The organism is Streptomyces sp. AHU1 (assembly GCF_045343905.1).
GTDB classification, from domain to species: Bacteria; Actinomycetota; Actinomycetes; order Streptomycetales; family Streptomycetaceae; genus Streptomyces; species Streptomyces triticiradicis.
Window position 1 is genome coordinate 2,678,341 of record NZ_CP174283.1, and the last position, 25,422, is coordinate 2,703,762.

Annotated in this window: 23 protein-coding genes and 1 riboswitch; of the genes, 13 read left to right on the forward strand and 10 right to left on the reverse strand. The window is 73.0% G+C overall.

Annotated elements, in window-relative coordinates; all coding sequences use genetic code 11:
• The first annotated feature begins 167 nt into the window (after positions 1–167).
• The 3 genes from ACICHK_RS12190 to ACICHK_RS12200 are packed head-to-tail and all read left to right on the forward strand — an operon-like array spanning position 168 to position 4,947.
• Positions 168–1,202 (forward strand): MoxR family ATPase, encoded by a 1,035-nt coding sequence (locus tag ACICHK_RS12190; RefSeq protein ID WP_151469727.1) that lies wholly within the window; start codon positions 168–170, stop codon positions 1,200–1,202.
• The gene (locus ACICHK_RS12195) at positions 1,202–2,563 is read left to right on the forward strand and encodes a DUF58 domain-containing protein (RefSeq protein ID WP_406836907.1); all 1,362 of its coding nucleotides are present in this window, start codon (positions 1,202–1,204) and stop codon (positions 2,561–2,563) included. The genes ACICHK_RS12190 and ACICHK_RS12195 overlap by 1 nt, the downstream gene beginning before the upstream one ends.
• A complete protein-coding gene (locus ACICHK_RS12200; RefSeq protein WP_406836908.1) occupies positions 2,560–4,947 on the forward strand; it encodes a DUF3488 and DUF4129 domain-containing transglutaminase family protein in 2,388 nt (795 codons plus the stop codon). Before ACICHK_RS12195 ends, ACICHK_RS12200 begins: the two co-directional genes overlap by 4 nt.
• Before the next feature lie 330 nt (positions 4,948–5,277).
• On the opposite strand, the gene ACICHK_RS12205 is transcribed toward ACICHK_RS12200, so the two are convergent.
• From ACICHK_RS12205 to ACICHK_RS12215, 3 genes are all read right to left on the reverse strand, one after another.
• Positions 5,278–5,676 carry a DUF3040 domain-containing protein gene (locus ACICHK_RS12205; protein ID WP_151469724.1) on the reverse strand — a complete coding sequence of 133 codons (399 nt, stop codon included), beginning with the start codon at positions 5,674–5,676 and terminating at the stop codon, positions 5,278–5,280.
• Positions 5,677–5,949: 273 nt separating this feature from the next.
• Positions 5,950–6,720 (reverse strand): methyltransferase, encoded by a 771-nt coding sequence (locus ACICHK_RS12210; protein ID WP_151469723.1) that lies wholly within the window; start codon positions 6,718–6,720, stop codon positions 5,950–5,952.
• Between the two features lie 136 nt (positions 6,721–6,856).
• Positions 6,857–7,423, reverse strand: a complete 567-nt coding sequence (locus ACICHK_RS12215; protein WP_406836909.1) for an SAV_6107 family HEPN domain-containing protein — start codon at positions 7,421–7,423, stop codon at positions 6,857–6,859.
• A 175-nt stretch (positions 7,424–7,598) separates the two neighbouring features.
• Between ACICHK_RS12215 and ACICHK_RS12220 the strand changes: the two genes are divergently transcribed.
• From ACICHK_RS12220 to ACICHK_RS12240, 5 genes are all read left to right on the forward strand, one after another.
• Positions 7,599–8,576, forward strand: a complete 978-nt coding sequence (locus ACICHK_RS12220; protein ID WP_406836910.1) for an ATP-binding cassette domain-containing protein — start codon at positions 7,599–7,601, stop codon at positions 8,574–8,576.
• Positions 8,563–10,647 carry a YhgE/Pip family protein gene (locus ACICHK_RS12225; RefSeq protein WP_406836911.1) on the forward strand — a complete coding sequence of 695 codons (2,085 nt, stop codon included), beginning with the start codon at positions 8,563–8,565 and terminating at the stop codon, positions 10,645–10,647. Before ACICHK_RS12220 ends, ACICHK_RS12225 begins: the two co-directional genes overlap by 14 nt.
• A 35-nt stretch (positions 10,648–10,682) precedes the next feature.
• Positions 10,683–11,312 carry a TetR/AcrR family transcriptional regulator gene (locus tag ACICHK_RS12230; protein WP_103552125.1) on the forward strand — a complete coding sequence of 210 codons (630 nt, stop codon included), beginning with the start codon at positions 10,683–10,685 and terminating at the stop codon, positions 11,310–11,312.
• A 431-nt stretch (positions 11,313–11,743) separates the two neighbouring features.
• The gene (locus ACICHK_RS12235; RefSeq protein ID WP_406836912.1) at positions 11,744–12,388 is read left to right on the forward strand and encodes a DUF4126 domain-containing protein; all 645 of its coding nucleotides are present in this window, start codon (positions 11,744–11,746) and stop codon (positions 12,386–12,388) included.
• Positions 12,389–12,398: 10 nt separating this feature from the next.
• The gene (locus ACICHK_RS12240) at positions 12,399–13,949 is read left to right on the forward strand and encodes a phytoene desaturase family protein (protein ID WP_406836913.1); all 1,551 of its coding nucleotides are present in this window, start codon (positions 12,399–12,401) and stop codon (positions 13,947–13,949) included.
• Positions 13,950–14,009: 60 nt separating this feature from the next.
• On the opposite strand, the gene ACICHK_RS12245 is transcribed toward ACICHK_RS12240, so the two are convergent.
• The 6 genes from ACICHK_RS12245 to ACICHK_RS12270 form a co-directional block, all read right to left on the reverse strand.
• Positions 14,010–15,017 carry a hypothetical protein gene (locus ACICHK_RS12245; protein WP_406836914.1) on the reverse strand — a complete coding sequence of 336 codons (1,008 nt, stop codon included), beginning with the start codon at positions 15,015–15,017 and terminating at the stop codon, positions 14,010–14,012.
• Positions 15,018–15,073: 56 nt separating this feature from the next.
• Entirely contained in the window at positions 15,074–15,997 is a 924-nt protein-coding gene (gene metF, locus ACICHK_RS12250; RefSeq protein ID WP_151469716.1) for a methylenetetrahydrofolate reductase [NAD(P)H], read from the reverse strand.
• A gap of 128 nt (positions 15,998–16,125) precedes the next feature.
• On the reverse strand, positions 16,126–16,785 hold the full coding sequence (gene thiE, locus ACICHK_RS12255) for a thiamine phosphate synthase (RefSeq protein WP_406836915.1): 660 nt from the start codon (positions 16,783–16,785) through the stop codon (positions 16,126–16,128).
• Between the two features lie 90 nt (positions 16,786–16,875).
• On the reverse strand, positions 16,876–17,247 hold the full coding sequence (locus ACICHK_RS12260) for an Rv2175c family DNA-binding protein (protein WP_151469714.1): 372 nt from the start codon (positions 17,245–17,247) through the stop codon (positions 16,876–16,878).
• A 65-nt stretch (positions 17,248–17,312) separates the two neighbouring features.
• Complete coding sequence (locus ACICHK_RS12265; protein ID WP_406841204.1) at positions 17,313–18,476, reverse strand: NAD(P)/FAD-dependent oxidoreductase; 1,164 nt, start codon at positions 18,474–18,476, stop codon at positions 17,313–17,315.
• A gap of 107 nt (positions 18,477–18,583) precedes the next feature.
• The gene (locus ACICHK_RS12270) at positions 18,584–18,961 is read right to left on the reverse strand and encodes a hypothetical protein (protein WP_406836916.1); all 378 of its coding nucleotides are present in this window, start codon (positions 18,959–18,961) and stop codon (positions 18,584–18,586) included.
• Positions 18,962–19,012: 51 nt separating this feature from the next.
• Positions 19,013–19,125, forward strand: a riboswitch (TPP riboswitch).
• On the opposite strand from ACICHK_RS12270, the gene thiO reads away from it, so the two are divergent.
• The 5 genes from thiO (at position 19,123) to ACICHK_RS12295 (ending at position 24,625) form a co-directional block, all read left to right on the forward strand.
• Positions 19,123–20,289 (forward strand): glycine oxidase ThiO, encoded by a 1,167-nt coding sequence (gene thiO / locus ACICHK_RS12275; protein WP_406836917.1) that lies wholly within the window; start codon positions 19,123–19,125, stop codon positions 20,287–20,289. Its footprint overlaps the riboswitch before it by 3 nt.
• Complete coding sequence (gene thiS, locus ACICHK_RS12280) at positions 20,286–20,486, forward strand: sulfur carrier protein ThiS (RefSeq protein WP_406836918.1); 201 nt, start codon at positions 20,286–20,288, stop codon at positions 20,484–20,486. The genes thiO and thiS overlap by 4 nt, the downstream gene beginning before the upstream one ends.
• Positions 20,487–20,490: 4 nt before the next feature.
• Positions 20,491–21,285, forward strand: coding sequence for a thiazole synthase (locus ACICHK_RS12285; protein WP_406836919.1), 795 nt, complete (start codon positions 20,491–20,493; stop codon positions 21,283–21,285).
• A gap of 392 nt (positions 21,286–21,677) precedes the next feature.
• Positions 21,678–23,618, forward strand: coding sequence for a Stk1 family PASTA domain-containing Ser/Thr kinase (pknB, locus tag ACICHK_RS12290; RefSeq protein ID WP_406836920.1), 1,941 nt, complete (start codon positions 21,678–21,680; stop codon positions 23,616–23,618).
• Positions 23,619–23,755: 137 nt separating this feature from the next.
• Positions 23,756–24,625 carry a deoxyribonuclease IV gene (locus ACICHK_RS12295; protein ID WP_151469707.1) on the forward strand — a complete coding sequence of 290 codons (870 nt, stop codon included), beginning with the start codon at positions 23,756–23,758 and terminating at the stop codon, positions 24,623–24,625.
• Between the two features lie 10 nt (positions 24,626–24,635).
• On the opposite strand, the gene ACICHK_RS12300 is transcribed toward ACICHK_RS12295, so the two are convergent.
• Complete coding sequence (locus ACICHK_RS12300) at positions 24,636–25,268, reverse strand: sulfite oxidase-like oxidoreductase (protein ID WP_406836921.1); 633 nt, start codon at positions 25,266–25,268, stop codon at positions 24,636–24,638.
• Positions 25,269–25,422: the final 154 nt, after the last annotated feature.

The following is a 25,422-nucleotide window of genomic DNA, read 5'->3' on the forward strand; positions in this document are numbered from 1 at the left end:
AGAACTGACATATCGCGGCCACTTGTCCACAGGCGGATGACACGAACCGGTAACGGCAACAAGAATGCGGGTGTGGCGTCACGCGGAACCTTTCGCGCGTGGTGCCCGTGTTTCGGGGTGGGCCGGTCCGCACAGGGCGTCGGCCCGAACGGGCCGAGGAGGGCCGGGTGACGACCTATGACGATCGAGCGAGCCTCACTGATCTGACCGCCACTGCGGAGCGTGTCCGCAGTTCGGTGGAAGGAGTGATCGAGGGCAAGCCTGAGGTCGTACGGCTTTCGCTGACCGTGCTGCTCGCCGAGGGGCATCTTCTGATCGAGGATGTCCCCGGCGTCGGCAAGACCATGCTGGCCAAGGCGCTGGCGCGCTCCATCGACTGCTCGGTGCGGCGCATCCAGTTCACGCCCGACCTGCTGCCCTCGGACATCACGGGCGTGTCCATCTGGGACCAGCAGCGCCGGGACTTCGAGTTCAAGCCGGGCGCGATCTTCGCCCAGATCGTGATCGGCGACGAGATCAACCGCGCCTCGCCCAAGACGCAGTCCGCACTCCTGGAGTCGCTGGAGGAGCGGCAGGTCACCATCGACGGACAGACCTACGAGCTGCCCAGTCCGTTCATGGTGGTGGCCACCCAGAACCCGGTCGAGATGGAGGGCACCTATCCGCTGCCGGAGGCCCAGCGCGACCGCTTCATGGCCCGTGTCTCCATCGGCTACCCCAGCGCGGAGGCCGAACTGCAGATGCTGGACGTCCACGGCAGCGTGAACCCGCTGGACGACCTCCAGCCGGTCGCCCACGCGCACGACATCGTGAAACTGATCGACGCGGTCCGCACGGTCTACGTCGCCGACGCGATACGCCGCTACGCGGTGGACCTGGTGGCGGCCACGCGCACCCACCCCGACCTCAGACTCGGCGCCTCGCCCCGCGCCACACTGCATCTGCTGCGCGCGGCCAAGGCGGCCGCCGCTCTCGGCGGCCGGGACTACGCGCTGCCGGACGACGTGCAGGCGCTCGCCGTCGCGGTCCTGGCCCACCGTCTGCTGCCCACGGCCCAGGCGCAGCTGAACCGGCGCACGGCCGAGCAGGTCGTCCAGGAGATCCTGCAGCGCACCCCGGTACCGGCCGATCACCAGCGGTCCGGCCTCTCGACGGGCCGGGGCGCGCCCGCCTACGACCAGCAGCCGCCCCGGAGGCTGTGATGGCGCAGGCGAGCGCGGGACACACCGCCGAGGACAAGGGCGGGCTGCGCACCGCGCTCGCCGGCCTCACCACACGCGGCCGCTCGTTCCTGGCCGCCGGAGTGGCCGCCGCGATCTGCGCGTACGTCCTGGGGCAGAGCGAACTGCTCCGGGTCGGGCTGCTCCTCGCGGTACTGCCGCTGATCTGCGCGACCGTGCTGTACCGCACCCGCTACCGGGTCGCGGGCAGCCGCAGGCTCTCCCCCGGACGCGTGCCCGCCGGTTCCGAGGCCCGCGTGCATCTGCGCATGGACAACGTCTCGCGGCTGCCCACCGGTCTGCTGATGCTCCAGGACAAGGTTCCGTACGTCCTCGGTCCGCGCCCCCGCTTCGTGCTGGACCGGGTGGAGGCGGGCGGCCGCCGCGAGGTGTCCTACCGTGTGCGCTCGGACCTGCGCGGCCGCTACCCGCTGGGCCCGCTCCAGCTGCGGCTGACCGACCCGTTCGGCATGTGCGAGCTGACCCGCTCCTTCTCGGCGTACGACACCCTGACCGTCATCCCGCGCGTGGAGGCGCTGCCGCCGGTGCGGCTGACCGGCGAGGCGAAGGGGTACGGCGACGGGCGGCAGCGCGCCCTCGCCCTGGCCGGCGAGGACGACATCATTCCGCGCGGCTACCGCTACGGCGACGACCTGCGCCGCGTGCACTGGCGGCTGACCGCCCGCTACGGCGAGCTGATGGTCCGCCGCGAGGAGCAGCCCCAGCGCTCCCGCTGCACCGTGCTGCTGGACACCCGGGGCGCCGCCTTCCAGGGCGCGGGCCCCGACTCGGCCTTCGAATGGGCCGTCTCGGGAACGGCGTCCACGCTGGTGCACATGCTCGAACGGGGCTTCTCCGTGCGCCTCCTGACGGACACCGGCAGCTCGGTGCCCGGCGAGGGCGCCGACGGGTTCGCGGGCTCCGGCCAGGAGTCGGCGGACGCCGCCGGGATGATGATGGACACGCTCGCCGTCGTCGACCACTCGGACGGCACGGGCCTCTCCCGGGCGTACGAAGTGGTGCGCGGCGGCAACGAAGGACTGCTGATCGCCTTCCTCGGCGATCTCGACGAGGAGCAGGCGACCGTGCTCGGCAAGATGCGCCGGCGCAGCGGCGGGGCCGTCGCGTTCGTGCTGGACAGTGACTCCTGGGTGCGGGAACCGGCCGATGTGCCCGGCCCGCCGGACAGGAGCACGGACCCGTTGCGCATGCTGCGCGAGGCGGGCTGGACCGCCGTGCGGGTACCACGGGGGGCGTCGCTCGCCGACCTGTGGCGCGAGGCGGACCGTCAGCGCACCCACGCGCCGACGGCGGGGACTGTCGCGGGAGGTGGCGGCGTATGAGCGGACGAGCCCGGCTGGCGCTGTGCGCGGCGGCGGCCACACTGATGACGTCCTGTGCGCTGCTGCCGCTGGTGAGCCCGGCGACGTGGATCTTCCAGGCGGTGTTCCTGCTGGCCGTGCAGACCGGTGTCGGCGCGCTGACCCGGAGGGTCCCGCTGGCCCGGCCGCTGACCGTGGCGGCACAGGCGCTGGTGACGCTGATGCTGCTGACGCTGGTCTTCGCCCGGCATCAGGCCCTCGCCGGGATCGTCCCCGGGCCCGACGCCTTCCAGCACTTCTCGGCGCTGCTCCGGGCGGGCGCCGACGACGTCGGCAGGTACTCGATCCCGGCCCCGCTGTCGGACGGGATCCGGCTGATGGTGGTCGGCGGTGTCCTGGTGATCGGACTCGCGGTGGACGCCTTCGCGGTGACCTATCGCAGCGCCGCGCCCGCCGGCCTTCCGCTGCTCGCCCTGTACGCGGTCGCCGCCGGCCTCTCCGGCGGCGGCGCGGCCTGGCTGTGGTTCCTGCTCGCGGCCGCCGGCTATCTGATGCTGCTGCTGGCCGAGGGCCGGGACCGGCTCTCGCAGTGGGGCCGTGTCTTCGGCGGCGCGGCCCGCACGCCGGGCCCGCCGCCCGCGAGCGGTGCCGTCGCGCCCGTCCGCACCGGGCGGCGGATCGGCGCGGTCGCGCTGGGCGTCGCCCTGTTCGTTCCGCTCGCCCTGCCCTCGCTCGACGGCGGTCTGCTGGACAGCGCGGGACGGGGCATCGGCAACGGCACCGGGGTCGGCGGCGGGTTCTCCTCGGTGAACACGCTGGTCGCGCTCCAGGACAGCCTGAAGGCGGACGAGGACCGCACGGTCATGACGTACCGCACCACTGCCTCGGACACCCAGGGCCTGTATCTGCGGATCGGCTCGATGGACGACTTCGACGGCACGCGGTGGAAGTCGACGGAGCGCCGGACCGTGGCCGTGCCGGCGACGTTCCCGGCGCCGGTCGGACTCTCCGGCGAGGTCAAGCGGGCGACGGTCCGGACCCGGATCGAGGCCGCCGACGGGTACGTGCAGAACTGGCTGCCGATGCCGTATCCGGCCAGCGAGGTCGACATCAGCGGCAACTGGCGCTACGAACCCGTGGGGCGCACCCTCATCGGCGACCACGGACAGAACACGAGTGGCGCGCGGTACGAGGTCTCGAGCCTGATGGTGGAGCCGACGGCGCAGCAGCTGGCGGGCGCCCCGGAACCCTCACCCGCGATGAAGCGCGAGTACACCAAGGTTCCGCGGTCGTTGCCCGCGGTGGTGGCGAGGACGGCGCGCGAGGTCACCGCGGGCTCGGCCAACCACTACGAGCAGGCGGTCAAGCTCCAGGACTACTTCGCCGTCAGCGGTGACTTCCGGTACAACACCGACGTCCATGTGGGTACCGGCTCCACCGCGATCGCGAGCTTCCTGAAGAAGAAGGAGGGCTTCTGCGTCCACTTCTCCTTCGCGATGGCCTCGATGGCGCGGACGCTCGGAATCCCGGCCCGTGTGGCGGTGGGCTTCACACCGGGGACCCCGCAGGCGGACGGCTGGACGGCGGTGGGGCTGCGGGACGCGCACGCCTGGCCCGAGCTGTACTTCGAGGGCGTGGGCTGGACCCGCTTCGAGCCGACCCCGAGCCGGGGCTCGGCGCCGTCCTACACCCAGACGAACACGCCGGGCACCGTCGAGTCCGCCGCCCCGAAGCCGACGGTCTCGGCGTCCGCGGAGCCCTCGGCCGAACCGTCGGCGAGCGAGAGCTGCTCGGCCCAGCTGCGGAAGCTGGCGTCCTGCCCCGGTCAGTCCTCCGCGGTGATCGGTCCCCAGGACGACGACTGGCCCTGGACCAGGATCCTCGGACTGACGCTGACCGGACTCCTGGTCCTGGGAGTGCCGCTGCTGCCCCTGCTGTGGCGGATGCGGGTACGGGCGGTCCGGCTCGGCGGCCACGGCCGTACCGAGGCGGACGTGGCCGCGTACACGCTGGGGGTCTGGTCGGAGGTGACCGACACGGCGTGGGACCACGGGATCGCGCCGGAGGGGTCGCAGACGCCGAGGAAGGCGGCCGAGCGGATCGTCCGGCTCGGGAAGCTGGATCCGGAGGCCTCGGACGCGGTGCACCGGCTGGCCACGGCCGTGGAGCAGGTTCTCTACGCTCCGCGCCCCCGGCCGGTGGCGAGCCTCGCGAACGACGCGCGTCTGGTCGCGAAGTCCTTCAGGGCCTCCGCGAGCCGTCCGGCCCGTCTGCGCGCCCTCCTCGCCCCTCGTTCGGCCGTCCGGGTGATGTGGAGGATCTCTGCCGTCCGGACGACTCTGAGGACCCGCCTGTCCGCCCGTCGGCGGGCGCTGTTCCACCGCCCGTCGAGCCAGAACGGCTGACCTGCGCCGAGTTCGACCCGGCCCGGTCCTGGTCCTGATCTCGGTCCCGGTTCTCGACAGGACGCCCCCTGCGGCCTGTCGAGAACCCGCCCGGCGGCAACCAGCCCCGCGGCAACCGCCTCGGCGGGGACCGGCCTGACGGGGGCGGCCCAGGGAGCCGGTCCCGACGGGGAACCGGGCTCGGCGGGAAGCCGGGGCCGGTGGAGGGCGACCTGGCAGGCGTCGGCACCACGGAGGTTCGACCGCACATATGCGTGAGGGGGCGTCCACCCGGATCCGGGTGGACGCCCCCTCACGCATATGTATGTCTGCGGCGACGACGCCGGAGGCTCAGTGGCCGTCCTGTTCGTCGCGCCGACGCTGCCAGCGCTGTTCGATCCGGTCCATCATGGAACGGTGTTGGCGCCCCTGCCTGCGCGCCGCGGGCGAGCCCGGCACGGTCGGCTGCTCACCCGGCTTGGGGGCTTTGCGCCAACCGGTGACGGCGAGCACCGCACAGCCCAGCATGACGAGGAAGCCCACCACGCTCAGCCAGATCTGGACCGCGACCATTCCAGCCATGAGGAGCGCGATACCCACCAGGAAGCCCACGACCGCCTGGTAGACCCGTCGCCGGGTGTACGTACGCAGCCCGCTTCCCTCAAGCGCTGTCGCGAACTTGGGATCTTCGGCGTACAGCGCTCGCTCCATCTGCTCGAGCATTCGCTGCTCGTGCTCCGAGAGCGGCACGGAGTCCTCCTCATCGTGCAGTCGCCGGGGCGACCGGGGGTCCCCTTCAGGATAGGCAGGGAATCGGCCCCGTGAAACCCGCCCTCTACGCCAATTCGCCGACCGGGACCCGGCACGGCGCCCCGATCCGCTGAGGCGTGCATTCCCCAGCGAACGGCCCGTCATGCCGGACGGTCTCCCCCGATCATACGGCGCCGAGCACTCGATCGGGTGGTCTGTGGCGTACTCCATCTGCCGCCGAGCCCCTGATCAGCGGCGCACCACGGGAGCCGCTCAGTCCTCCGTGGCCCCTCGGGCCTCACCGAGCACATGGAGCTGCGTGGCCACCGAGTGGAACGCGGCGAGCTCGGCCGCCGCCGCCTCCAGCTTCAGCAGGGCTTCCAGGGCACCCGGCTCGGTGTCCACCAGGACTCCCGGCACCAGGTCCGCGAAGACCCGCACACCGTGCACGGCGGCGACGTGCAGGCCGGCGCCCGCGACCAGGGAGGTGAGCTGTTCGGCCGTGAACCGGTGCGGAACGGGATCACTCGTGCCCCAGCGTCCGTCCGGGTCGTCGAGCGCGTGCCGGGCCTCCTTGAAGTGTCCGGCGAGGGCGCGGGCCAGCACGGCCCCGCCCAGGCCCGCGGCGAGGAGGCTGAGCACGCCCTCGGGGCGCAGCGCGTCCACCACGTTGCGGACGCCCTCGGCCGGGTCGTCGACGTACTCCAGGACGCCGTGGCACAGCACGGCGTCGTAGCCGCCGCGCTCGACCACGTCGAAGAGGCCGTGCGCGTCGCCCTGGACACCCTGCACGCGGTCGGCGACGCCGGCCTCGGCGGCACGCCGCTCCAGCGCGAACAGCGCGTTCGGGCTGGGGTCGACGACGGTGACACGGTGGCCGAGGCGGGCGACGGGCACGGCGAAGTTGCCGCTGCCGCCGCCCGTGTCGAGTACGTCGAGCGACTCCCGCCCGGCGGCCTTGACCTGACGGTCCAGGGCGTCCTTGAGGACCTCCCAGACCACGGCGGTACGGAGAGAAGCGCGGGGGCGCATCGGGTCCGACACGGCAGTTGACTCCTCGGCGTGGCACCGCGCGCTGAACGGCGGAGCGATCTTCGAGCCTCCCGGCGGGGAGGCAGCAGGCGCCTCCACCCTATTGCCTCCGCCACCGTGGCCGTTCTCCCGTCTCACGCGCGCCGGATCACGCAGGGGCCTGGTCCTGGTCCTGGTCCTGGTGCCGGTCCCGGTCCCGGCCTCCGTCCTGGCGGGGCTGGGGCAGCACGGGCTGCAGCATCAGCATCCGCTCGACCAGGCGCAGGAACATGGCCACGTCGCGTATCAGGTCGTCGGCGTCGCGGGTGGTGGCGGCCCCCTGGATGCCGGCTTCGGCGCGGGCACGGCGAGTGGCCCCCGAGGCGAACAGCGCGCTCCACTCGGTCAGTTCGGGCGCGATCTCCGGGAGTACCTCCCAGGCGCTGCGGATCCGGGCCCTGCGCCGGGACGCGGGCTCCGGGCGGGCGCGGGCGGCGAGGACGGCGGCCGCGGTGCGCAGTGCGGCCAGGTGGGCTGTCGCGTAACGCTCGTTGGACGTCTCCAGCGCCGCCGCCTCGTCGAGTCCGGCGCGGGCCTGGGAGAGCAGGTCGAGGGCGGCGGGCGGGGCCGTGGCCCGGCGGAGCACGGGATGGACGTCGGCCGCCGGTCCGGTCAGTGAGGGGGCAGGGCCGGTGGCGCGGCGCCGACGGGCGGCGGCTGCGGAGGAGCTGGCCATGACGAACCTCCTGTCGTCGTGTGACGGCACTGTGGCCGTATGCGCACATCGTGCGGTATGCCACTGACAATCCGTTCTGACCTGCGGTTTTGCTTCGATCGCAAGTTCGGGTTAGTTTTTGCACTGACCAGTCAGTTCAAAAGTAGTTCGATGTGTTCCAGAGGATGGGGGAGCTGTGGACGGTCCGTACGGACTGCGTGTCACGGCCGAGGACTTCGGACTCGACGGACCCCGCGGACGGGTTTTCCGCGGGGTCCGTCTCGACGCGGAGCCCGGATCGCTCATCGCGGTCGAGGGACCGTCGGGATCCGGCCGCACCTGCCTGCTGCTCGCCCTCACGGGCCGGATGAAGGCCACCGAGGGGACGGCGGCCGTGGGTCCGGCGAGGCTGCCGAAGCAGATGGCGGCGGTGCGCCGCGTGAGCGCGCTCGCGCACGTGCCCGGCGTCACGGACCTCGATCCCGCGCTGACCGTCGGGGAACACCTCCGGGAACGGGCCCTGCTGCAAAGGCGGTTCGGGGACTCGCTGCGCGCCCTGCTGCGACCTCGCGGCGAACGGGCGGGCGAGGCCCGGACACGGATCGGCGCCGCGCTGGCCGCCGCCGGACTCGACCTGGACACGCTGCCCAAGGGGCCGAGGACCGCCGTACGCGATCTGGAACGGCTCGAAACCCTGCGGCTGTCCCTCGCCCTGGCCCTGATCGGCCGCCCGGGGCTGCTCGGCGTCGACGACGCCGACCTCAAGCTCTCGGACGCCGAACGGTCCGAGGCCTGGGCCCTGTTGAGGTCCGTCGCCGAGTCCGGCACGACGGTCGTGGCGGTGTGCAGCGAGGCTCCCGAGGGCGCCGTCGTCGTGTCCACCGCACCGGCCGGCACGGCGAAGGCCGCCGCCGGGGAGGACCCCGGCACCGTCACCACCGCCACGCCCCCGGAAAACACGGCCGACACCGACACCGGGACGGACGCGGCCACGGAAACGGCCGCGGACGTGGAAAAGGCCGCGGACGCGGAAAAGGCCGCGAGCACGGACACCGACACCACAGCCACCGCCACCGCCACAGCCACAGCCACCGCCAGCGACAGCGACAGCGACAGCGACAGCGACAGCGACAGCGGGAACCACGACAGGGAGACGGCCGATGCGCTCGCCTGAACTGGCCTTCCTCGAACTCCGCCGCTTCGGCCGGGGCAAGCTCCCGCGCGCCGCCCTGGTCGCGCTCCTGCTGCTGCCCCTGCTGTACGGCGCCCTCTACCTGTGGTCGTTCTGGGACCCGTACGGCCGTCTCGACCGCATCCCCGTGGCGCTGGTGAACGACGACGAGGGCGCGACGGCCGACGGCCGCAGGGTCGCCGTCGGGGACACCATCACGGAGAAGCTGCGCGACAGCGACACCTTCGAGTGGCACGAGGTGAGCTCGGCCGAGGCCCGCCGGGGCGTGGAGGACGGCACGTACTACCTGTCGCTGACCATGCCGGGCGACTTCAGCAGGAGGATCGCGTCCAGTTCCGGGACCTCGCCCGAGACGAGCGCGCTCCAGGTGCGGACCAACGACGCGAACAACTACATCGTCGGGCAGATCTCCCGCACGGTGTTCAGCGAGGTGCGGACGGCCGCCTCCACGAAGGCCTCGCGTTCGTTCCTCGACAAGATCTTCATCTCGTTCTCGGACATCCACGGGAAGACCGTGCAGGCGGCCGAGGGCGCCGACCGGCTCAACGGCGGCCTCGGCAAGGCGAAGAAGGGCTCCAAGGCCCTGGCGGACGGTCTGAAGGAGGCCAAGGCGGGCAGCGGGAAGCTCTCCGGGGGCCTCAGGAAGCTCACCACGGGCGCGGGCGACCTGGAGGACGGTTCACGGCAGGTCGCGAACGGCACGCAGGCGCTGGCGGACAAGGTCGACGGCGTCGCGGACAAGGTGGGCCCCTTCCTGGAGGACAACGAGAAGACGATCGGTGACACGGCCCGGCTGGTCGCCGACTCCGCCGCCGGGATCCGCCACGATCTCGGCACCCTGGTGAAGACGGCCCCGGTCGCGGCCAAGGGCGCCCGCACGGCCTCCGACGCGCTGAAGGCCGTCCACCGCACGCGGTGCGAGACCCTGCCCGTCCCCGACCCGGCGTGCCCCGAGCTGACGAAGGCCGCCCAGGCCGCCGCGGACGTCGTCAAGGTCACCGACGACGTGAACGCGCTGATCGACGACCAGGACGGCGACCTCGGCGAACTGGACGGCAACCTGGCCACCCTGGAGAAGCAGGCCCGCGCCCTCGCCGCCCGCGCGCCGCACCTCTCCGAGGACCTCGACGACGCCGTCGCCAGGATCGACAAGCTGAACGAGGGCGCCGCCGCGGTCGCCCGGGGCGCCAAGCGGCTGCACTCCGGTCTCGGCACCGCGAAGTCCGGCGCGGCGGACCTCGACAAGGGCGTCGGGCGGCTGAAGACCGGCGCGAACGACCTCGACGGCGGCCTCTACAAGCTCGTCGACGGTTCCGGGAAGCTGGCCGGCGGCCTGCACGACGGCGCCGGGCGGATCCCCGACTACGACAAGCCCGACCGCGATCTGCGCACCGAGGTCATGGCCGACCCGGTGCGCATGGCCTCCAGGGACCTGCACAAGGCGCCCAACTACGGCACCGGTTTCGCCCCGTACTTCATCCCGCTGTCCCTGTGGGTCGGCGCGATGGTGGCGTACATGCTGATCCAGCCGCTGAACCGGCGCGCGCTCGCGGCGGGCGCCCCGGCGTGGCGCGTCGCGCTGGCGGGCTGGCTGCCGGTCGCCGCCGTCGGCGTGCTCCAGACCAGTGCCCTGATGGCCGTGCTGCACTGGGCGATCGGTCTGCAGATGGCGCGGGCCGCGGGGACGGTCGGCTTCCTGTTCCTGGTGACGGCCTGCTTCGCGGCGATCGTGCAGTGGCTCAACGCCCGCTTCGGGGCGGCGGGCCGGATCCTCGTCCTGGCCCTCCTGATGCTCCAGCTGACCTCGGCGGGCGGCACGTACCCCGTCCAGACCAGTCCGGGCTTCTTCAACGCGATCCACCCCTACCTGCCGATGAGTTACATCGTCGAGGCCCTGCGCAGGCTCATCACCGGCGGCGGCCTGGAGCCGGTGCGGACGGCGTGCGCCGTGCTGGCGGCCTTCACGGTGGGCGCGCTCGCGCTCACCGCCCTGACGGCGCGCCGCAAGCAGGTGTGGACCCTCGACCGGCTGCACCCGGAGCTGAGCCTGTGATCGCGCGCGCGGACGCTCCTGTGACAATCGGAGCCATGGAAAGCAGCAGCACCACGGCGGGCGGCGGCAGCCGCCGCGAGGCGACCCGGCAGAAGCTCTACGAGGCGGCCGTCACCCTGATCGCCGAACAGGGCTTCTCCGCCACCACGGTGGACGAGATCGCCGAGCGGGCCGGGGTCGCGAAGGGCACGGTCTACTACAACTTCGCGAGCAAGTCGGTCCTCTTCGAGGAGCTGCTGCGCCATGGCGTGGGGCTCCTCACCGCCTCGCTGCGGGAGGCCGCGGAGAAGACCGAACGGGACGGCGGCAGCAAGGTCGACGCGCTGGACGCGATGATCCGGGCGGGGCTCGTCTTCATCAACCGCTATCCGGCGTTCACCCAGCTGTACGTGGCGGAGCTCTGGCGCACCAACCGGGCCTGGCAGTCCACCCTGATGGTGGTGCGTCAGCAGGCGGTGGCGGTCGTCGAGGGCGTGCTGCTCGACGCGGTGGCGGGCGGGGAACTCAGCGACGAGATCGACATCCCACTGACGGCGGCGGCGCTGGTCGGGATGGTCCTGGTGGCCGCCCTGGACTGGCAGGCCTTCCAGCCGGAGCGCTCCCTGGACGACGTCCACGCGGCACTGTCCCGGCTCCTCCAGGGACGCGTGAGCGGTCACCGCTGAGGCCGCCGGCCCGTACCGCCCCGTCGGCGCTCCGGAGCGGCACCCGTTCCCGGAGCGCCTCACGCCGTGCGCGCGAAGGCGCCGGTACGGACGGCCGCGTCCCCCGCGGGCCGTCCGTACCGGCGCTCCGTCGTGCTCCCCCGTACCCCCCGTACCCCCGTCGGGCCCCCGTTCGGTCGTCCCCCCGGGTTCCCCCGTGCCTCGCTCCCGCCGAGCGGCTCGGCGGAAGGAGCGGCCAAGGGCGCGGGTTCCGTTCCGCCGCCCCGTGTCGGCGGTGCCGGAACCGCGCCCCTCTCCGTGCCTCCACTCTTCCGTTCGCGCAGGTCGGGCCCATCCGTGCGCCTACTCATCTCACCCCGTAGGTACGGATACTCAGACGTACGTGCTCAGACCCAGGACACCCCCGTCGCCCCCTGGTTACGATCCCCTCCGTGTCCGTACTCCCCTTGGTCTTCACCAGCGGCTGGGCCAGCGGCGTCAACGCGTACGCGGTGGTGCTGCTCCTCGGCCTCTTCGGCGCCACCGGACTGAGCGACGAGGTCCCGGCGGCCCTGCAACGCCCTGAGATCCTGGTCACAGTCGGCGTCCTCTTCCTGTGCGAGGCCGTCGCCGACAAGATCCCTTACGTCGACTCGGTGTGGGACTCCGTGCACACCGTGATCCGGCCGGCGACGGGTGCCTGGGTCGGCGCGCTGCTCGCCGGGCAGAGCGGCTCGGTCTCGGACCTGGCGGCGGCCGTGATCGGCGGTTCGACGGCGCTGGCCAGTCACACGGTCAAGGCCGGGACGCGGATGGCGGTCAACTCCTCGCCGGAGCCCTTCAGCAACTTCGTGCTGAGCACCGCCGAGGATCTCGGGGTGGCGGGCGTCGTCACGCTGGCGATCTTCCATCCCTGGGCCGCGGCGAGCATCGCCGGCGTGCTGCTGTTCACCGGGCTCGCGGTGCTCTGCTTCCTCGTCTCGCGGATCAGACGGTTCCTGCGCCGCCGGGCACAGCGCCGGGAGGAGCGGCGGACGGCCTCGGCGGGGCACACCGGGCGGACCGCGGCCGACGGGAGCGTCGGCGGGGGCCGATAAAGTCGCCGGCATGGGACGGATCGCGGTGATCGGCGCCGGGATGGGCGCGATGGCGACCGCCGCCCGGCTGGCCGTCGCGGGCCACCGGGTGGTGGTGTACGAGCGGACGGAGACGTACGGCGGTGCGGTGCGCCGCTTCGAGCGGGACGGCTTCGCCTTCGACACGGGACCGGGGCTGCTGCCGGTGCCCGCGGTCTACCGCGACCTGTTCGTCAAGACCGGGAAGCGGCCCCTGGAGGAGTGCGTCGAGCTGGTGCAGGTCGATCCGTCGGCCGGCCACGTCTTCGCCGACGGCACCCGGGTGTCGCTGCCGAACGCCTCGCGCGCGGGTGTGGTCGCCGCGCTGGACGAAGCGCTCGGCGACGGTGCGGGCGCCCGGTGGGGCGACTTCCTGGTGCGGGCCCGGGAGGCGTGGGACCGCGCGCGCCGTCCGCTCCTGGAGGAGCCGCTGTGGCCCAACTGGACGGTGCTGGCCGAGCGCGAGCCCTATCCCTCGGTGGCGCACAGGAAGCTGCTGCGCACCCGCCGGGCCGGCACCCTCGCCGAGGTCGGCGCCTGGGAGCTGCGCGACCCGCGCCTGAGGGCCCTCCTGGAGAGCCACGCCCTGACGTACGGGCTCGACCCGCGCACCACCCCGGCGAGCGCCGCCGTGCTGCCGTACATGGACCACGCCTTCGGCACCTGGTACGTGCGCGGCGGCATCCGGGAACTGGCGCGCGCCGTGTACGAGCGGTGTCTGGAGCGCAGGGTCGAGTTCCGCTTCGGCGCCACCGTCGGGCGGATCGTCGAGAAGGACGGCCGGGCCGCCGGTGTGGAGCTCTCCCGGGACGGCTCCGCGGCCGTCGGGACCGGGGGCGGCCCGGAGTCCCCCGGATCCGGGGGAGGCACGTTCGAGGAGGCGGACCTCGTGGTCGCGGGTGTGGCGCCGGGCGCCCTGGACGGCCTTCTCGGCGGGGCGGCGCTCCGCGGCGGTGACGAGGTGCCGCCGCGGCCCGGCGCGCCCAGCCGGCTGACGCTGCTGCTCGCGCTGCGCGGCGCGCGGCCCGCCGGGACGGCCCACCGGACGGTGGTCCACTCGGCCGACCGCGACGGCGAGCTGGACCGGCTCTTCGGCGAGCGTCCCGGGGTGCCCGCGGCGCCGACCGTCGTGGTGGCGCGTCCCGACGACCCGGCGCTCGTGCCGGACGCGGAGCACGAGGCGGTCACGCTGACCGTCACCGTGCCGTCCGGGGCCCGGGTGTCCGGGGAGGACGTGGAGCGGGTCCTGGGCACCGCCGAACGGGCCCTGCCCGGCCTGCGCGACCGGCTCCTGTGGCACGAGGTCCGCACCCCGGCCGACATCGCGGCGGCGACCGGGGTGGAGGGCGGCGCGGTTCCCGCCCCGGCGCTCGCCGCGGCGGGCGGACGGCTGCTGCACCCGTCGAACACCACCCGGATCCCGGGGCTCTTCGCGGCCGGGGGCTGGGCGCACCCCGGCGGCGGTCTGCCGCACGCGGGCATGTCGGGCGCGCTGGTGGCCGGACTGATCGTGGAAGGGCCGGACTTCCAGGGCTCGCAGTGAACGGCCCGGCGGGCGCGGACGGCGGGCGGCTCGGGTGCCCCCGTACCGCCGCCCGGCCGGTCAGTAGCGGTACTGCTCGTCGTACCCGGCGTTGCCGTTGCCCTGGTACGGGTACTGCTGCTGCTCGGGCGGGAGTTCACCGCCGTACTCGTCGGTGCGCTGCTGCGGCATCCAGACGCCGCCGGCCGGGGTCTCGCCGCCATACGTGCCGGTGGCGTACTGGTCCTGGCCGTAGTTCTGCTGCTGCTGTGCGTACTGCTGCTGCTCGCCGCCGTTGTAGGCGGTGTTGTCGTACGTGCCGCCGGTGTACTGCTGCTGGCCGGTGTACGGGTCCGTGTAGCCGGCGTACTGCTGCTGGCCGGTGCCGTAGCCGTACTGCTGCTGGTCGTAGCCCGTGTAGCCGTCGTACGCGTAGGCCTGCTGGTTCTGGCCCGTGGCGTAGGCCTGCTGGTTCTGGCCGGTCGCGTAGGCCTGCTGGTCCTGGGACGGGGACGCGCCGGCGTAGGACTGGCCGGTGGCGGCGGCGTACGTGTCGGAGTCGTAGACGCCGTAGGAGCCGGTGTCCTCGGGCAGGGGCTGCGGCTCGTACACCGAGGTCGACTCGGCGGCCGTGGGCTCGGACGGCTGCTCCGGGGACGCGTTCCGGTCGGACGAGGCGGGCGTGAACACGTCGTCCTCGTCGGCGTAGGGGTCCTCACGCCGGTAGGCGGCCACCTCGACCTCGTCGAGGTCGGGGTTCTCCTCCGGCTCCTCCGCCTCCTCCGGCTCACCGCGGCGGCGCTTGCTGAGCTTGCCGACCTTGCCCTCCACAGCGGGACCCTTGATGGCCCAGCCCTGTGCGAAGCCCTGGCGGAACGACAGCGTCACGTACGTCTGGCCGACCGTGAAGGCGGCCGCGCCCAGCCCGATGACCACGACCGAGTGCATCAGGACGCCGAGGACCACGCCGAGGAAGCCGACGAAGGCGAGCAGCCTGAAGCGCAGCCGCGCCTTGTACTGCAACAGCACCTCGCCGAGCAGCCACAGCGCGACGATGCCGAATGCCAGATAGAGGACCGTCAAGCCCATGTACGCCCCTCTCCCAGTGGCCGCTACGCAGTGTGTCGTACGCGGGTGCGACCGGTCTAGGCCTGCTGCGGGTGATGCAGGCCCAGATTCTCGTAGATTTCCAGCGTCGCTGTGGAGTTGTTGAGCGTGATGAAGTGCAGTCCGGGGACTCCCTCGGCCAGCAGCCTCGCGCAGAACTCCGTCGCGAACTCGATCCCGATCGAGCGTACAGCCGCCGCATCGTCTTTGACTGTGAGGATCCGCTCTTTCAGGACGTCCGGGAACGAAGCGTTCGAGAGTTTGGGCAGCCGTTCCAACATCTTCACACTTGTCACGGGCATGACTTCAGGGATGACCGGCGTCCCGCAACCCGCCGCGTCCACGCGGTCACGCAGACGGAGGTAGGACTCCGGCTGGAAGAACATCTGCGTGATCGCGTAGTCGGCGCCGGCGCGGCACTTGTCGACGAAGTGGGAGACGTCCAGGTCCCACTCCGTGGAACGGGGGTGCATCTCCGGGAAGGCCGCCACCCCGACGCAGAAGTCGCCGGATTCCTTGATGAGACGCACGAGTTCGGCCGCGTAGGTCAGCCCCTGGGGGTGGGGGACCCACTCGCCCATGGGGTCGCCGGGCGGGTCGCCGCGCACGGCGAGCATGTTGCGGATGCCCGCGTCCGCGTACTGCCCGATGATGTTGCGCAGTTCCGCGACGGAGTGGTCGACCGCGGTGAGGTGCGCGACCGGGGTGAGCGTCGTGTCGAGGACGATCTGCTCGGTCTCCTTGACCGTGCCGGCCCGGGTGGAGCCGCCGGCCCCGTAGGTCACGGAGACGAAGTCGGGGGCCACGGCCTCGACCCGTCGCAGGGCGTTCCACAGGTTCCGCTCACCCTTGGGGGTCTTCGGCGCCGAGAACTCGAAGGAAAAGGTCTGTTTGCCGGTCGCGAGCATGTCGCGCACGGTGCGCGCGCGATCAGTCCTGGTGGAAGCAGATCCGAGGGCCATACTCGCAGGTTAGCCAGAGGGCGACGGCCACCCAACCGAACCGCTGGCTTTTGTCCGATCTGTCGATTTCTTGTCCACCCCTCGGACAGCGGCCCGCCGGAACGCTCCCCGCGGACGGTCCGCGGGGGCTACGCCGTGCGCAGCCGCTTCGCGAATTCCGCCGCCGCCGCGCCCGGGTCGTCCGCCTCGGTGATCGCCCGTACGACGACGACGCGGCGGGCGCCCGCCTCGAGCACCTCGTCCAGCCGGCCGAGGTCGATGCCGCCGATCGCGAACCAGGGGCGGGCGGTGCCGAGGGCCGCCGTGCCGCGGACGAGGCCGAGCCCGGGCGCGTGGCGGCCGGGCTTGGTGGGGGTGGGCCAGCAGGGGCCGGTGCAGAAGTAGTCCACGCCCTCCTGGACGGCGGCGGCCCCGGCCTCGGCCTCGGAGTGCGTGGAGCGGCCGATGATCACCTCGTCGCCGAGGATCGCGCGGGCCGCGGGAACCGGGAGGTCCCCCTGGCCCAGGTGCAGGACGTCGGCACGGGCGGCGTGGGCCACGTCGGCCCGGTCGTTGACCGCGAGGAGCTTGCCGTGCCGGGCGCAGGCGTCCGCGAAGACCTGGAGGTGCTCCAGCTCCTCCCCCGCCTCCATGCCCTTGTCGCGCAGCTGCACGATGTCGACGCCGCCCGCGAGGACCGCGTCGAGGAACTCGGGGAGGTCGCCCTGGCGTCTGCGGGCGTCCGTGCAGAGGTAGACACGGGCGTCGGCGAGGCGGCCCCGCGCGGTCGTGGCGGCGGTCTCGGGCATGCGTGGGTCCCCCGTTGTCGGTGCGCGGGGAGCTCGGCGGCCGGGATCCTCCCGCCGCCGGGCTCCCCGCGCCGGACGGTCTCGATCAGGTCAGACGGCGAGCGCCTGGGCGCGGCGCTTCACCTCCGTGCCGCGATTCTCGCTCAGTGCCTGCGCGGGGGTGCCGGGCAGGGTCGGGTCGGGGGTGAAGAGCCATTCGAGGGCCTCTTCGTCGGAGAAACCGTCGTCCCTCAGGAGCGTCAGGGTGCCGACCAGGCCCTTGACGACCTTCTGCTCGGCCACGTCGATGAAGTCGGCGGGGACGTGCAGCGCGCGGTTCTCACCACGGCGTACGGCGATCAGCTGGCCCTCCTTGACCAGCTGCCGGACGCGCGTCACCTCGACGCCGAGCTGTTCGGCGATGTCGGGGAGGGTGAGCCAGGCGGGGACGAGAGCATCGGTCTTTGCGTCAATCTCGGTCACGGGACAAGCCTGCCATCCCGGACCGACAGCCGGAAGCCGAGGGCGTCCGACCCGGGGTGACGGGATCAGGCCGTGGCGCCCTTCAGCGGTCTCGACGGGTCCGCGAGCAGCGCCGGATCCATCGTGGCGCCCGCCTCGATCAGCCGGCGCCCCTGGGCGAGGTCCCTCGGGCGGCCCACCGCCAGGAGGGCGACGAGCCGCGCCTCGCGCAGCCAGCACACCGACCAGGAGGCGCCCGAGGGGTCCCCGCGCCACAGCAGGGTGTCGGCGGGCGTGTGGTGGCCGACGTACTGCACGAAACGGCCGAACTGCTCGGACCAGAAGTACGGCACGGGGTCGTAGGCGGCGGGCGTCTGGCCGACGATGTTCAGGGCGACCGTGCGCGGGCCCTGGAGGGCGTTGTCCCAGTGGTGGACGAGGAGGCGCTCCTCGTAGCGGCCCGAGGGGAACGAGGCGCAGTCGCCGACCGCGTAGACGTCCGGCAGGGAGGTGCGCAGGTGGTCGTCGGCGACGATCTCGCGGTGCGCGCCGAGTTCGATGCCGGAGCCGGCGATCCAGGCGGTCGCGGGCCGCGCGCCGATCCCGACGACCACGGCGTCGGCGGGCACCCGGGAGCCGTCGTCCAGGACCACCGCGCCGGGTTCGATCCGCTCCACGCGCGCGCCGGTGCGCAGCGAGGCCCCGCTGTCCGCGTACCAGGCGGTCATCGGGGCTGCCACCTCGGCGGGCAGCGCCCCGGCGAGCGGCCGGTCGGCGGCCTCGACGACGGTCACCGCGCAGCCCGCCTCGCGCGCCGCGGTGGCGAACTCTGCGCCGATCCAGCCCGCGCCGACCACCACGATGTCGTGCTGCCGGGCGAGGACGGGCCGCAGCCGGTCGGCGTCGTCCAGGGTGCGCAGCAGGTGCACCCCGGGCACGCCTTCGGCGCCGGGGAGCCGGATCGGTTCGGCTCCGGTGGCGACGACCAGGACGTCGTAGGGGACGGGTCCCGCGGCCGTGTCCAGTTCGTGGTCGCCGGGGCGCACGCCGAGCGCCTCGCTGCCCAGCCTGAGGTCGATGTCCAGGGCCTCGAAGTCGACGTCGAAGGCGGAGCCCTCGGCCTTGCCCAGCAGGACGGCCTTGGACAGCGGCGGCCGGTCGTAGGGCTGGTGCGGCTCCGCGCCGATCAGCGTGACGGTGCCGGTGAAGCCCTGTTCGCGCAGGGCGACGGCGGTCTGCACCCCGGCCATGCCCGCGCCCACCACGACGACCCGCCGTGCCGCGGGCTCTCGCTCCTGAGACTGTGCCTGCGTCTGATCGCTCACCTGATCACCATAGACACGTGACAATCCGTCAGTCAGCGGACGTGCTCGGTGACCTGTTCCACACCACCGGTCCTGGACGGTTCCTCGACCACGCTCGTCCCCTCGCCCGGCTGCGACTCCCAGGTCCAGGTCTCCTCCAGCCGCACCCGCCCGTCGGGCAGTTCCACGACGAGGGACACGCAGTGGCCCGACGCGGTGGTCCCGTCACCTCTGAGCTGCACGTACCGGAAGTCGAGGCGGTCGCCCTCGCGGGTGCCCACGAGGTGTCCGCGGACGATGTCGCCGCCCGCGTAGTCGGCCCAGACCACCCCGTCCTCCTCGTGGTAGGCGAACCGGGTGCCGGTGCCCACCTGGCCGGGGGCCTGGTCGGCGACGGGGGCGAGGACGAGGCCGTCGAGCGGTCGCGCCATGGGCGAGGCTCCCTTACTGAGACGGACGGGGGCGGGCTAGGGTGGCCAACGTAAAGCACTCGCGGGAGCCCGGACGCACCGGGCTGAGAGGGAGGCTGGGCGGCCTCCGACCGTACGAACCTGATCCGGGTCATGCCGGCGAAGGGAGGGGCTGGACGCCCATGCCGTCTGCACGTTCGTCGGACGTCCTCGTCGTCGGGGGCGGGATCATCGGTCTGGTGACGGCCTGGCGGGCCGCGCAGCGCGGGTTCACCACCGCGCTCGTGGACCCCGAGCCGGGCGGCGGGGCCGCCCAGGTCGCGGCGGGGATGCTCGCCGCCGTCACCGAACTGCACTTCGGCGAGGAGACCCTGCTGGGTCTCAACCTCGCCTCCGCGCGCCGTTATCCGGACTTCGCCGCCGAGCTCACCGAGGCCACCGGCCAGGACCTCGGCTACCGCCGGAACGGCACGCTGGCCGTCGCGCTGGACGCCGACGATCGCGCCCACCTGCGGGAACTGCACGCGCTGCAGGTCCGGTCGGGGCTGGAGTCGCAGTGGCTGAGCGGTCGTGAGTGCCGCCGTCTGGAGCCGATGCTCGCGCCCGGCGTGCGCGGGGGGCTGCGGGTGGACGGCGACCACCAGATCGACCCGCGGCGCCTCGCCACGGCCCTGGTCACCGCGTGCGAGCGGGCCGGAGTGGTGGTGCACCGGACCTGGGCGGAGCGGCTGGGCGTCGTACGGGAGCGGGCGACCGGTGTCGTCACCGCGGACGGCACCGACCTCGCCGCGGACCGGGTGGTGCTCGCCGGGGGCAGCCTCAGCGGGCGTCTGGCGGGCGTCCCGGACGACGTCGTGCCGCCGGTGCGCCCGGTCAAGGGGCAGGTGCTGCGGCTGACCGTGCCGCGGCGGTACGCGCCCTTCCTGAACCGCACCGTGCGGGCCGTGGTGCGCGGCAGCCACGTCTACCTGGTGCCGCGCGAGAACGGCGAGCTCGTGGTGGGCGCGACCAGCGAGGAGCTGGGCTGGGACACCACCGTGACGGCGGGCGGCGTGTACGAACTGCTGCGCGACGCCCACGAGCTGGTCCCCGGGATCACGGAGCTGCCGCTCACCGAGACCCGCGCGGGGCTGCGTCCCTGCTCGCCCGACAACGCCCCGCTGCTCGGCCCGAGCGCGCTGGACGGGCTGCTGCTGGCCACCGGCCACCACCGCAACGGCGTGCTCCTGACGCCGGTGACCGGCGACGTGATGGCCCACGTCCTGACCACGGGCGAACTCCCCGCCGAGGCCCGCCCCTTCACCCCCCAGCGCTTCGGCGCCACGGCCCGCACGGAGCTGCCCGTATGAACATCGTCGTCAACGGGGAGCGGCGGCGGATCGCCGCGGGAACCGCTCTCGACGCGCTCGTCGCGGCCCTCACCCCGGCACCGTCCGGGGTGGCCGCCGCCCTGAACGAGACCGTCGTCCCGCGCGCGCAGTGGTCGTCCACCCCGCTCCGCGAGGGCGACCGCGTCGAAGTCCTCACCGCCGTCCAAGGAGGCTGAACCCATGGCAGACGATCCCTTCGTCCTCGGCGGTACGGCCTACGCGTCCCGGCTGATCATGGGGACGGGCGGCGCGCCCAGCCTGGACGTGCTGGAGCGCTCCCTGGTGGCGTCCGGCACGCAGCTGACGACGGTCGCGATGCGGCGCGTGGACGCGTCCGTGCACGGCTCGGTCCTGTCGGTGCTCGACAGGCTGGACATCCGCGTCCTGCCGAACACGGCCGGCTGCTACACCGCGGGCGAGGCCGTGCTGACGGCCCGTCTGGCGCGCGAGGCGCTGGGCACCGATCTGGTCAAGCTGGAGGTCATCGCCGACGAGCGCACCCTGCTGCCCGATCCGATCGAGCTGCTCGACGCGGCGGAGACGTTGGTCGACGACGGTTTCACCGTGCTGCCGTACACGAACGACGACCCGGTGCTGGCGCGGAAGCTGGAGGACGTCGGCTGCGCGGCGATCATGCCGCTCGGCTCGCCCATCGGCTCCGGGCTCGGCATCCGCAACCCGCACAACTTCGAGCTGATCGTCGAGCACGCGCGCGTGCCGGTGATCCTGGACGCGGGGGCGGGTACGGCGTCGGACGCCGCGCTCGCGATGGAGCTGGGATGCGCGGGGGTGATGCTCGCCTCGGCGGTGACGCGGGCGCAGGAGCCCGTGCTGATGGCGGAGGCCATGCGGCACGCGGTGGAGGCGGGGCGTCTGGCACGGCGTGCGGGGCGCATCCCGCGACGGCACTTCGCGACGGCGTCCTCCCCCGCGGAGGGCATGGCGGTGCTGGACCCCGAGCGTCCGGCGTTCTGAGAGCGTCCGGCGTTCCGAGAGCGTCCTGACCGCCGGTCCGCCGCCGTCGGTTTTCGGCCGGACGGGCGCGTCGGGCCGGACGCGGACGGGTCGGCCGCCGGCGGGCGCGGTGGGATGAAGTGTCCGTGCGCCCCCGGGCGCGCCCCCGTACGACGTGCGCTTCGTGTCGCGGGTCGGGCCGCGGACCGGTGGACGCCGTCGCCCGTGGACCGTTCCGCCGCCGTCGCGGGTTGTCGCGTTGTGGCCTTGCGGTGACGGACGGGGCCTGATCGGACATCTGTGCGACGAACGGACTCCCGTACCCGCGGTGCGCGTCACAGCTCGGCTGCAGTCGGGCCCCCGGATCGGCCGAACGGGGCGCCGTGACAGTGACGGCTCGTAGACTCACCTGCGTGGATACGACCCTTCAGGACCCGCTTGTCGGACACGTGCTCGACGGCCGCTACCGCGTCGAGGCACGGATCGCGGTCGGCGGGATGGCCACGGTCTACAGGGCCTTGGACACCCGCCTCGACCGCGTGCTCGCCCTCAAGGTGATGCACCCGACGCTGGCCGCCGACGCCTCGTTCGTCGAGCGGTTCATCCGCGAGGCGAAGTCGGTGGCCCGGCTGGCCCACCCCAACGTGGTGCAGGTCTTCGACCAGGGGGCGGACGGGTCGTACGTCTACCTGGCCATGGAGTACATCGCCGGGTGCACCCTGCGCGACGTGCTGCGCGAGCGCGGCGCCCTGCAGCCCCGGGCCGCGCTCGACATCCTGGAGCCGGTGCTCGCCGCGCTCGGCGCGGCCCACCGCGCCGGGTTCGTGCACCGCGACATGAAGCCTGAGAACGTCCTGATAGGGGACGACGGCCGGGTCAAGGTCGCGGACTTCGGCCTCGTCCGCGCCGTGGACACGGTGACCAGCACGACGGGCGCCGTCCTCGGCACCGTGTCGTACCTCGCCCCCGAGCAGATCGAGCACGGCACCTCCGACACCCGGGTCGACGTCTACGCCTGCGGAGTCGTCCTCTACGAAATGCTCACCGGCGCCAAGCCGCACACCGCGGACTCCCCCGCCCAGGTCCTCTACCAGCACCTCCACGAGGACGTGCCGCCCCCCTCGGCCGCCGTGCCGGGCATGGCGCACGCCCTGGACGAGCTGGTCACCGCGGCCGCGGCCCGCAACCCCGAACTCCGCCCGGCCGACGCGGTGGCGCTGCTCGGCCAGGTCCTCGAGGCGCGGGCCGGTCTCACCGCCGAGCAGCTCGACGCGGTGCCGCCGGGCGCCCTGTCCGTGAGCCACGACAACGCCGACGACCGTACGAGTGTGATCCCGCGCTCGCTGTCCGTCCCCCGTCTGCTGCCCGTGAACGAGGTCGACGGCGCCGTCGACCGGACCAGCCGGTTCGAGCAGAGCAGCCCGTTCACCACGGCGCCGGTCGTGCCGCAGCGGGCTCCGGCCGCGCGGCCGCGGCGCGGGATGCTGCTGGTGATCGCCGCGATCGTGCTGGTGCTCGGCCTCGGCGCCGGTGTCTGGTACATCAACTCGGGCCAGTTCACCCAGGTCCCGCCCGTCCTGGCGAAGACGGAGCAGCAGGCCAGGGACCGGCTCCAGGGCGCCGGGCTCGACGTCAAGCGGGTCGAGCACGCCTACAGCGACACCGTGAAGCGCGGCACGGTCATCAGCACCGACCCCGGTGTCGGCGAGCGGATCCGCGACAACGGCTCGGTGACCCTGACCGTCTCCGACGGCCCCCAGACGGTGAAGGTGCCGGACCTCGACGGCCTCGCCCTGTTCAAGGCGAGAGAGGTGCTCAAGGGCGACGGGCTCGTCGCGGGCATGGTCACGCGCGAGTTCAGCCAGGACGTCACCAAGGGCTTCGTGATCCGTACGGAACCGGCCGCGGGCACCGAGCGGCACACGGGTTCGGCGATCGCGATCGTGGTGAGCAAGGGCAGCCCGGTGGAACTGCCCGACGTGAGCGGCTCGTCGGTCGAGGACGCCACCGCGCAACTGGAGGGCGCGGGCCTGAAGGTGAAGATCGCCCCGGAGCGGGTCGAGTCGGAGTTCGACAAGGGCCAGGTCGCCCGGCAGTCGCCGGCCGCCGGCCGCGAGGCCGCCACGGGCGACACGGTGACGCTGACCCTCTCCAAGGGTCCGGAGATGGTCGAGGTCCCGGACGTCGTGGGCGACAGCGTGGACGACGCCCGGAAGGCGCTGGAGGGCGCCGGGTTCCAGGTCGACGAGGACCGCGGGCTGCTCGGGCTCTTCGGCGACACGGTCAAGAAGCAGTCGGTGGACGGCGGCGACATGGCGCCCAAGGGCTCGAAGATAACCATCCAGATCCGCTGAGCGGGGCCTCCGGGCCGCGGTGACGCGGGGCCTCCGGCCGGGCGGCCGCCCGGAGGCCGCTCCCGCGGTGTCCGCCCGCGGGTCCGCGCACAGGTCCGCCCGCGGGGCGCCCGGCGGCGCGTGACACCCTGGCGGGTGTGACCAGCAAGCAGCTCCGCAACCCCGTCGGCGGCCATGTCCCCGTGGCCGGCGGCCTCAGTTCCGTCGGCCTGGCCTACGCCCGCGACCTCGCGGCGGAGACCGTCCAGGTCTTCGTCGCCAACCCGCGCGGCTGGGCGACGCCCGCCGGGAACCCGCAGCAGGACGAGGACTTCCGCGCCGCCTGCGCCGCCGGGTCGATCCCCGCGTACGTCCACGCCCCGTACCTGATCAACTTCGGCTCGCACACCGAGGCGACGGCCGAGAAGTCGGTGGAGTCGCTGCGGCACTCGCTGCGGCGCGGGCGGGAGATCGGCGCCCTGGGGGTCGTCGTGCACACCGGGAGCGCCACCGGCGGCCGGGAGCGCTCCGTCGCCCTGAAGCAGGTGCGCGACCGTCTGCTGCCGCTGCTGGACGAGCTGACCCATGACGACGACCCGTTCCTCCTGCTGGAGTCGACGGCCGGCCAGGGCTCCTCCCTCTGCTCGCGCACCTGGGACTTCGGTCCCTACTTCGAGGCCCTGGACGCGCACCCCAAGCTGGGTGTCTGCCTCGACACCTGTCACATCTTCGCGGCGGGCCACGATCTGACCGGACCGAGCGGCATGCACCAGACCCTCGACTCCCTGGTCGACACCGTCGGCGAGGGACGGCTGAAGCTGATCCACGCCAACGACTCCAAGGACGTGGTCGGCGCGCACAAGGACCGCCACGAGAACATCGGCTCCGGGCACATCGGCGAGGACCCGTTCCGCGCCCTGATGACCCACCCCGCCACCGAGGGCGTACCGCTGATCATCGAGACGCCCGGCGGGAAGGAGGGGCACGCGGCGGACGTGGAGCGGCTGAAGAAGCTGCGCGAGGGATAGTCCCGCGGGGTCAGAGTTCGGGGCCGTCCCCGGGTTCCTCCTGGTAGGAGTAGCGCTGCTCGCGCCAGGGGTCACCGACGTTGTGGTAGCCGCGCTCCTCCCAGAAGCCGCGGCGGTCGGCGGTCATGTACTCGATGCCGCGGACCCACTTGGGGCCCTTCCAGGCGTACAGGTGGGGCACGACCAGGCGCACCGGGAAGCCGTGCTCGGCGGTGAGGAGCTCGCCGTCCTTGTGGGTGGCGAAGATGGTGCGCTCGGAGGCGAAGTCCGCGAGGCGCAGGTTCGAGCTGAACCCGTACTCGGCCCACACCATCACGTGGGTGACGGCGGGCGCGGGAGGGGCCGCCTCCAGGATCGTGCGGGCGCGGACACCGCCCCATTCGGCCCCGAGCATGCTGAACTTCGTGACGCAGTGCAGATCGGCGACGACGGAGGCGTACGGGAGGGCGGTGAACTCGTCGTGGTTCCAGCACTGCTTCCCGCCGTCGGCGGTGGCCCCGAAGACCCTGAACTCCCAGCGCTCGGGGCGGAACTTGGGGACGGGCCCGTAGTGGGTGACCGGCCAGCCGCGTTGAAGCCGCTGTCCCGGCGGAAGCTCCGGCTGCGCCGTTTCTCCAGATTCGCGCTTCACCGGCTGACCCATGACTCCATCCTGACAGACCCGGAACGATGCCCATGACCAGCACCGGCACCATTCTGGGCAAGTAGGAGTAAGCATGCACTTACTGGACGCTACCGGACACCGGTGCAAAGATGCGGCGCAATCTGCCCAGTACCCGCTTGGAAGGAGCCTCTGC

Coding starts and splice junctions, on each gene's coding strand:
- ACICHK_RS12195 (WP_406836907.1), top strand. CDS start 1,202: ATGGCGCAGGCGAGCGCGGGACACACCGCCGAGGACAAGGGCGGGCTG.
- ACICHK_RS12200 (WP_406836908.1), top strand. CDS start 2,560: ATGAGCGGACGAGCCCGGCTGGCGCTGTGCGCGGCGGCGGCCACACTG.
- ACICHK_RS12215 (WP_406836909.1), bottom strand. CDS start 7,423: ATGGCCAGCTCCTCCGCAGCCGCCGCCCGTCGGCGCCGCGCCACCGGC.
- ACICHK_RS12225 (WP_406836911.1), top strand. CDS start 8,563: ATGCGCTCGCCTGAACTGGCCTTCCTCGAACTCCGCCGCTTCGGCCGG.
- ACICHK_RS12230 (WP_103552125.1), top strand. CDS start 10,683: ATGGAAAGCAGCAGCACCACGGCGGGCGGCGGCAGCCGCCGCGAGGCG.
- ACICHK_RS12240 (WP_406836913.1), top strand. CDS start 12,399: ATGGGACGGATCGCGGTGATCGGCGCCGGGATGGGCGCGATGGCGACC.
- ACICHK_RS12245 (WP_406836914.1), bottom strand. CDS start 15,017: ATGGGCTTGACGGTCCTCTATCTGGCATTCGGCATCGTCGCGCTGTGG.
- metF (WP_151469716.1), bottom strand. CDS start 15,997: ATGGCCCTCGGATCTGCTTCCACCAGGACTGATCGCGCGCGCACCGTG.
- thiE (WP_406836915.1), bottom strand. CDS start 16,785: ATGCCCGAGACCGCCGCCACGACCGCGCGGGGCCGCCTCGCCGACGCC.
- ACICHK_RS12265 (WP_406841204.1), bottom strand. CDS start 18,476: ATGGCCGGGGTGCAGACCGCCGTCGCCCTGCGCGAACAGGGCTTCACC.
- ACICHK_RS12270 (WP_406836916.1), bottom strand. CDS start 18,961: ATGGCGCGACCGCTCGACGGCCTCGTCCTCGCCCCCGTCGCCGACCAG.
- thiO (WP_406836917.1), top strand. CDS start 19,123: ATGCCGTCTGCACGTTCGTCGGACGTCCTCGTCGTCGGGGGCGGGATC.
- thiS (WP_406836918.1), top strand. CDS start 20,286: ATGAACATCGTCGTCAACGGGGAGCGGCGGCGGATCGCCGCGGGAACC.
- ACICHK_RS12285 (WP_406836919.1), top strand. CDS start 20,491: ATGGCAGACGATCCCTTCGTCCTCGGCGGTACGGCCTACGCGTCCCGG.
- ACICHK_RS12300 (WP_406836921.1), bottom strand. CDS start 25,268: ATGGGTCAGCCGGTGAAGCGCGAATCTGGAGAAACGGCGCAGCCGGAG.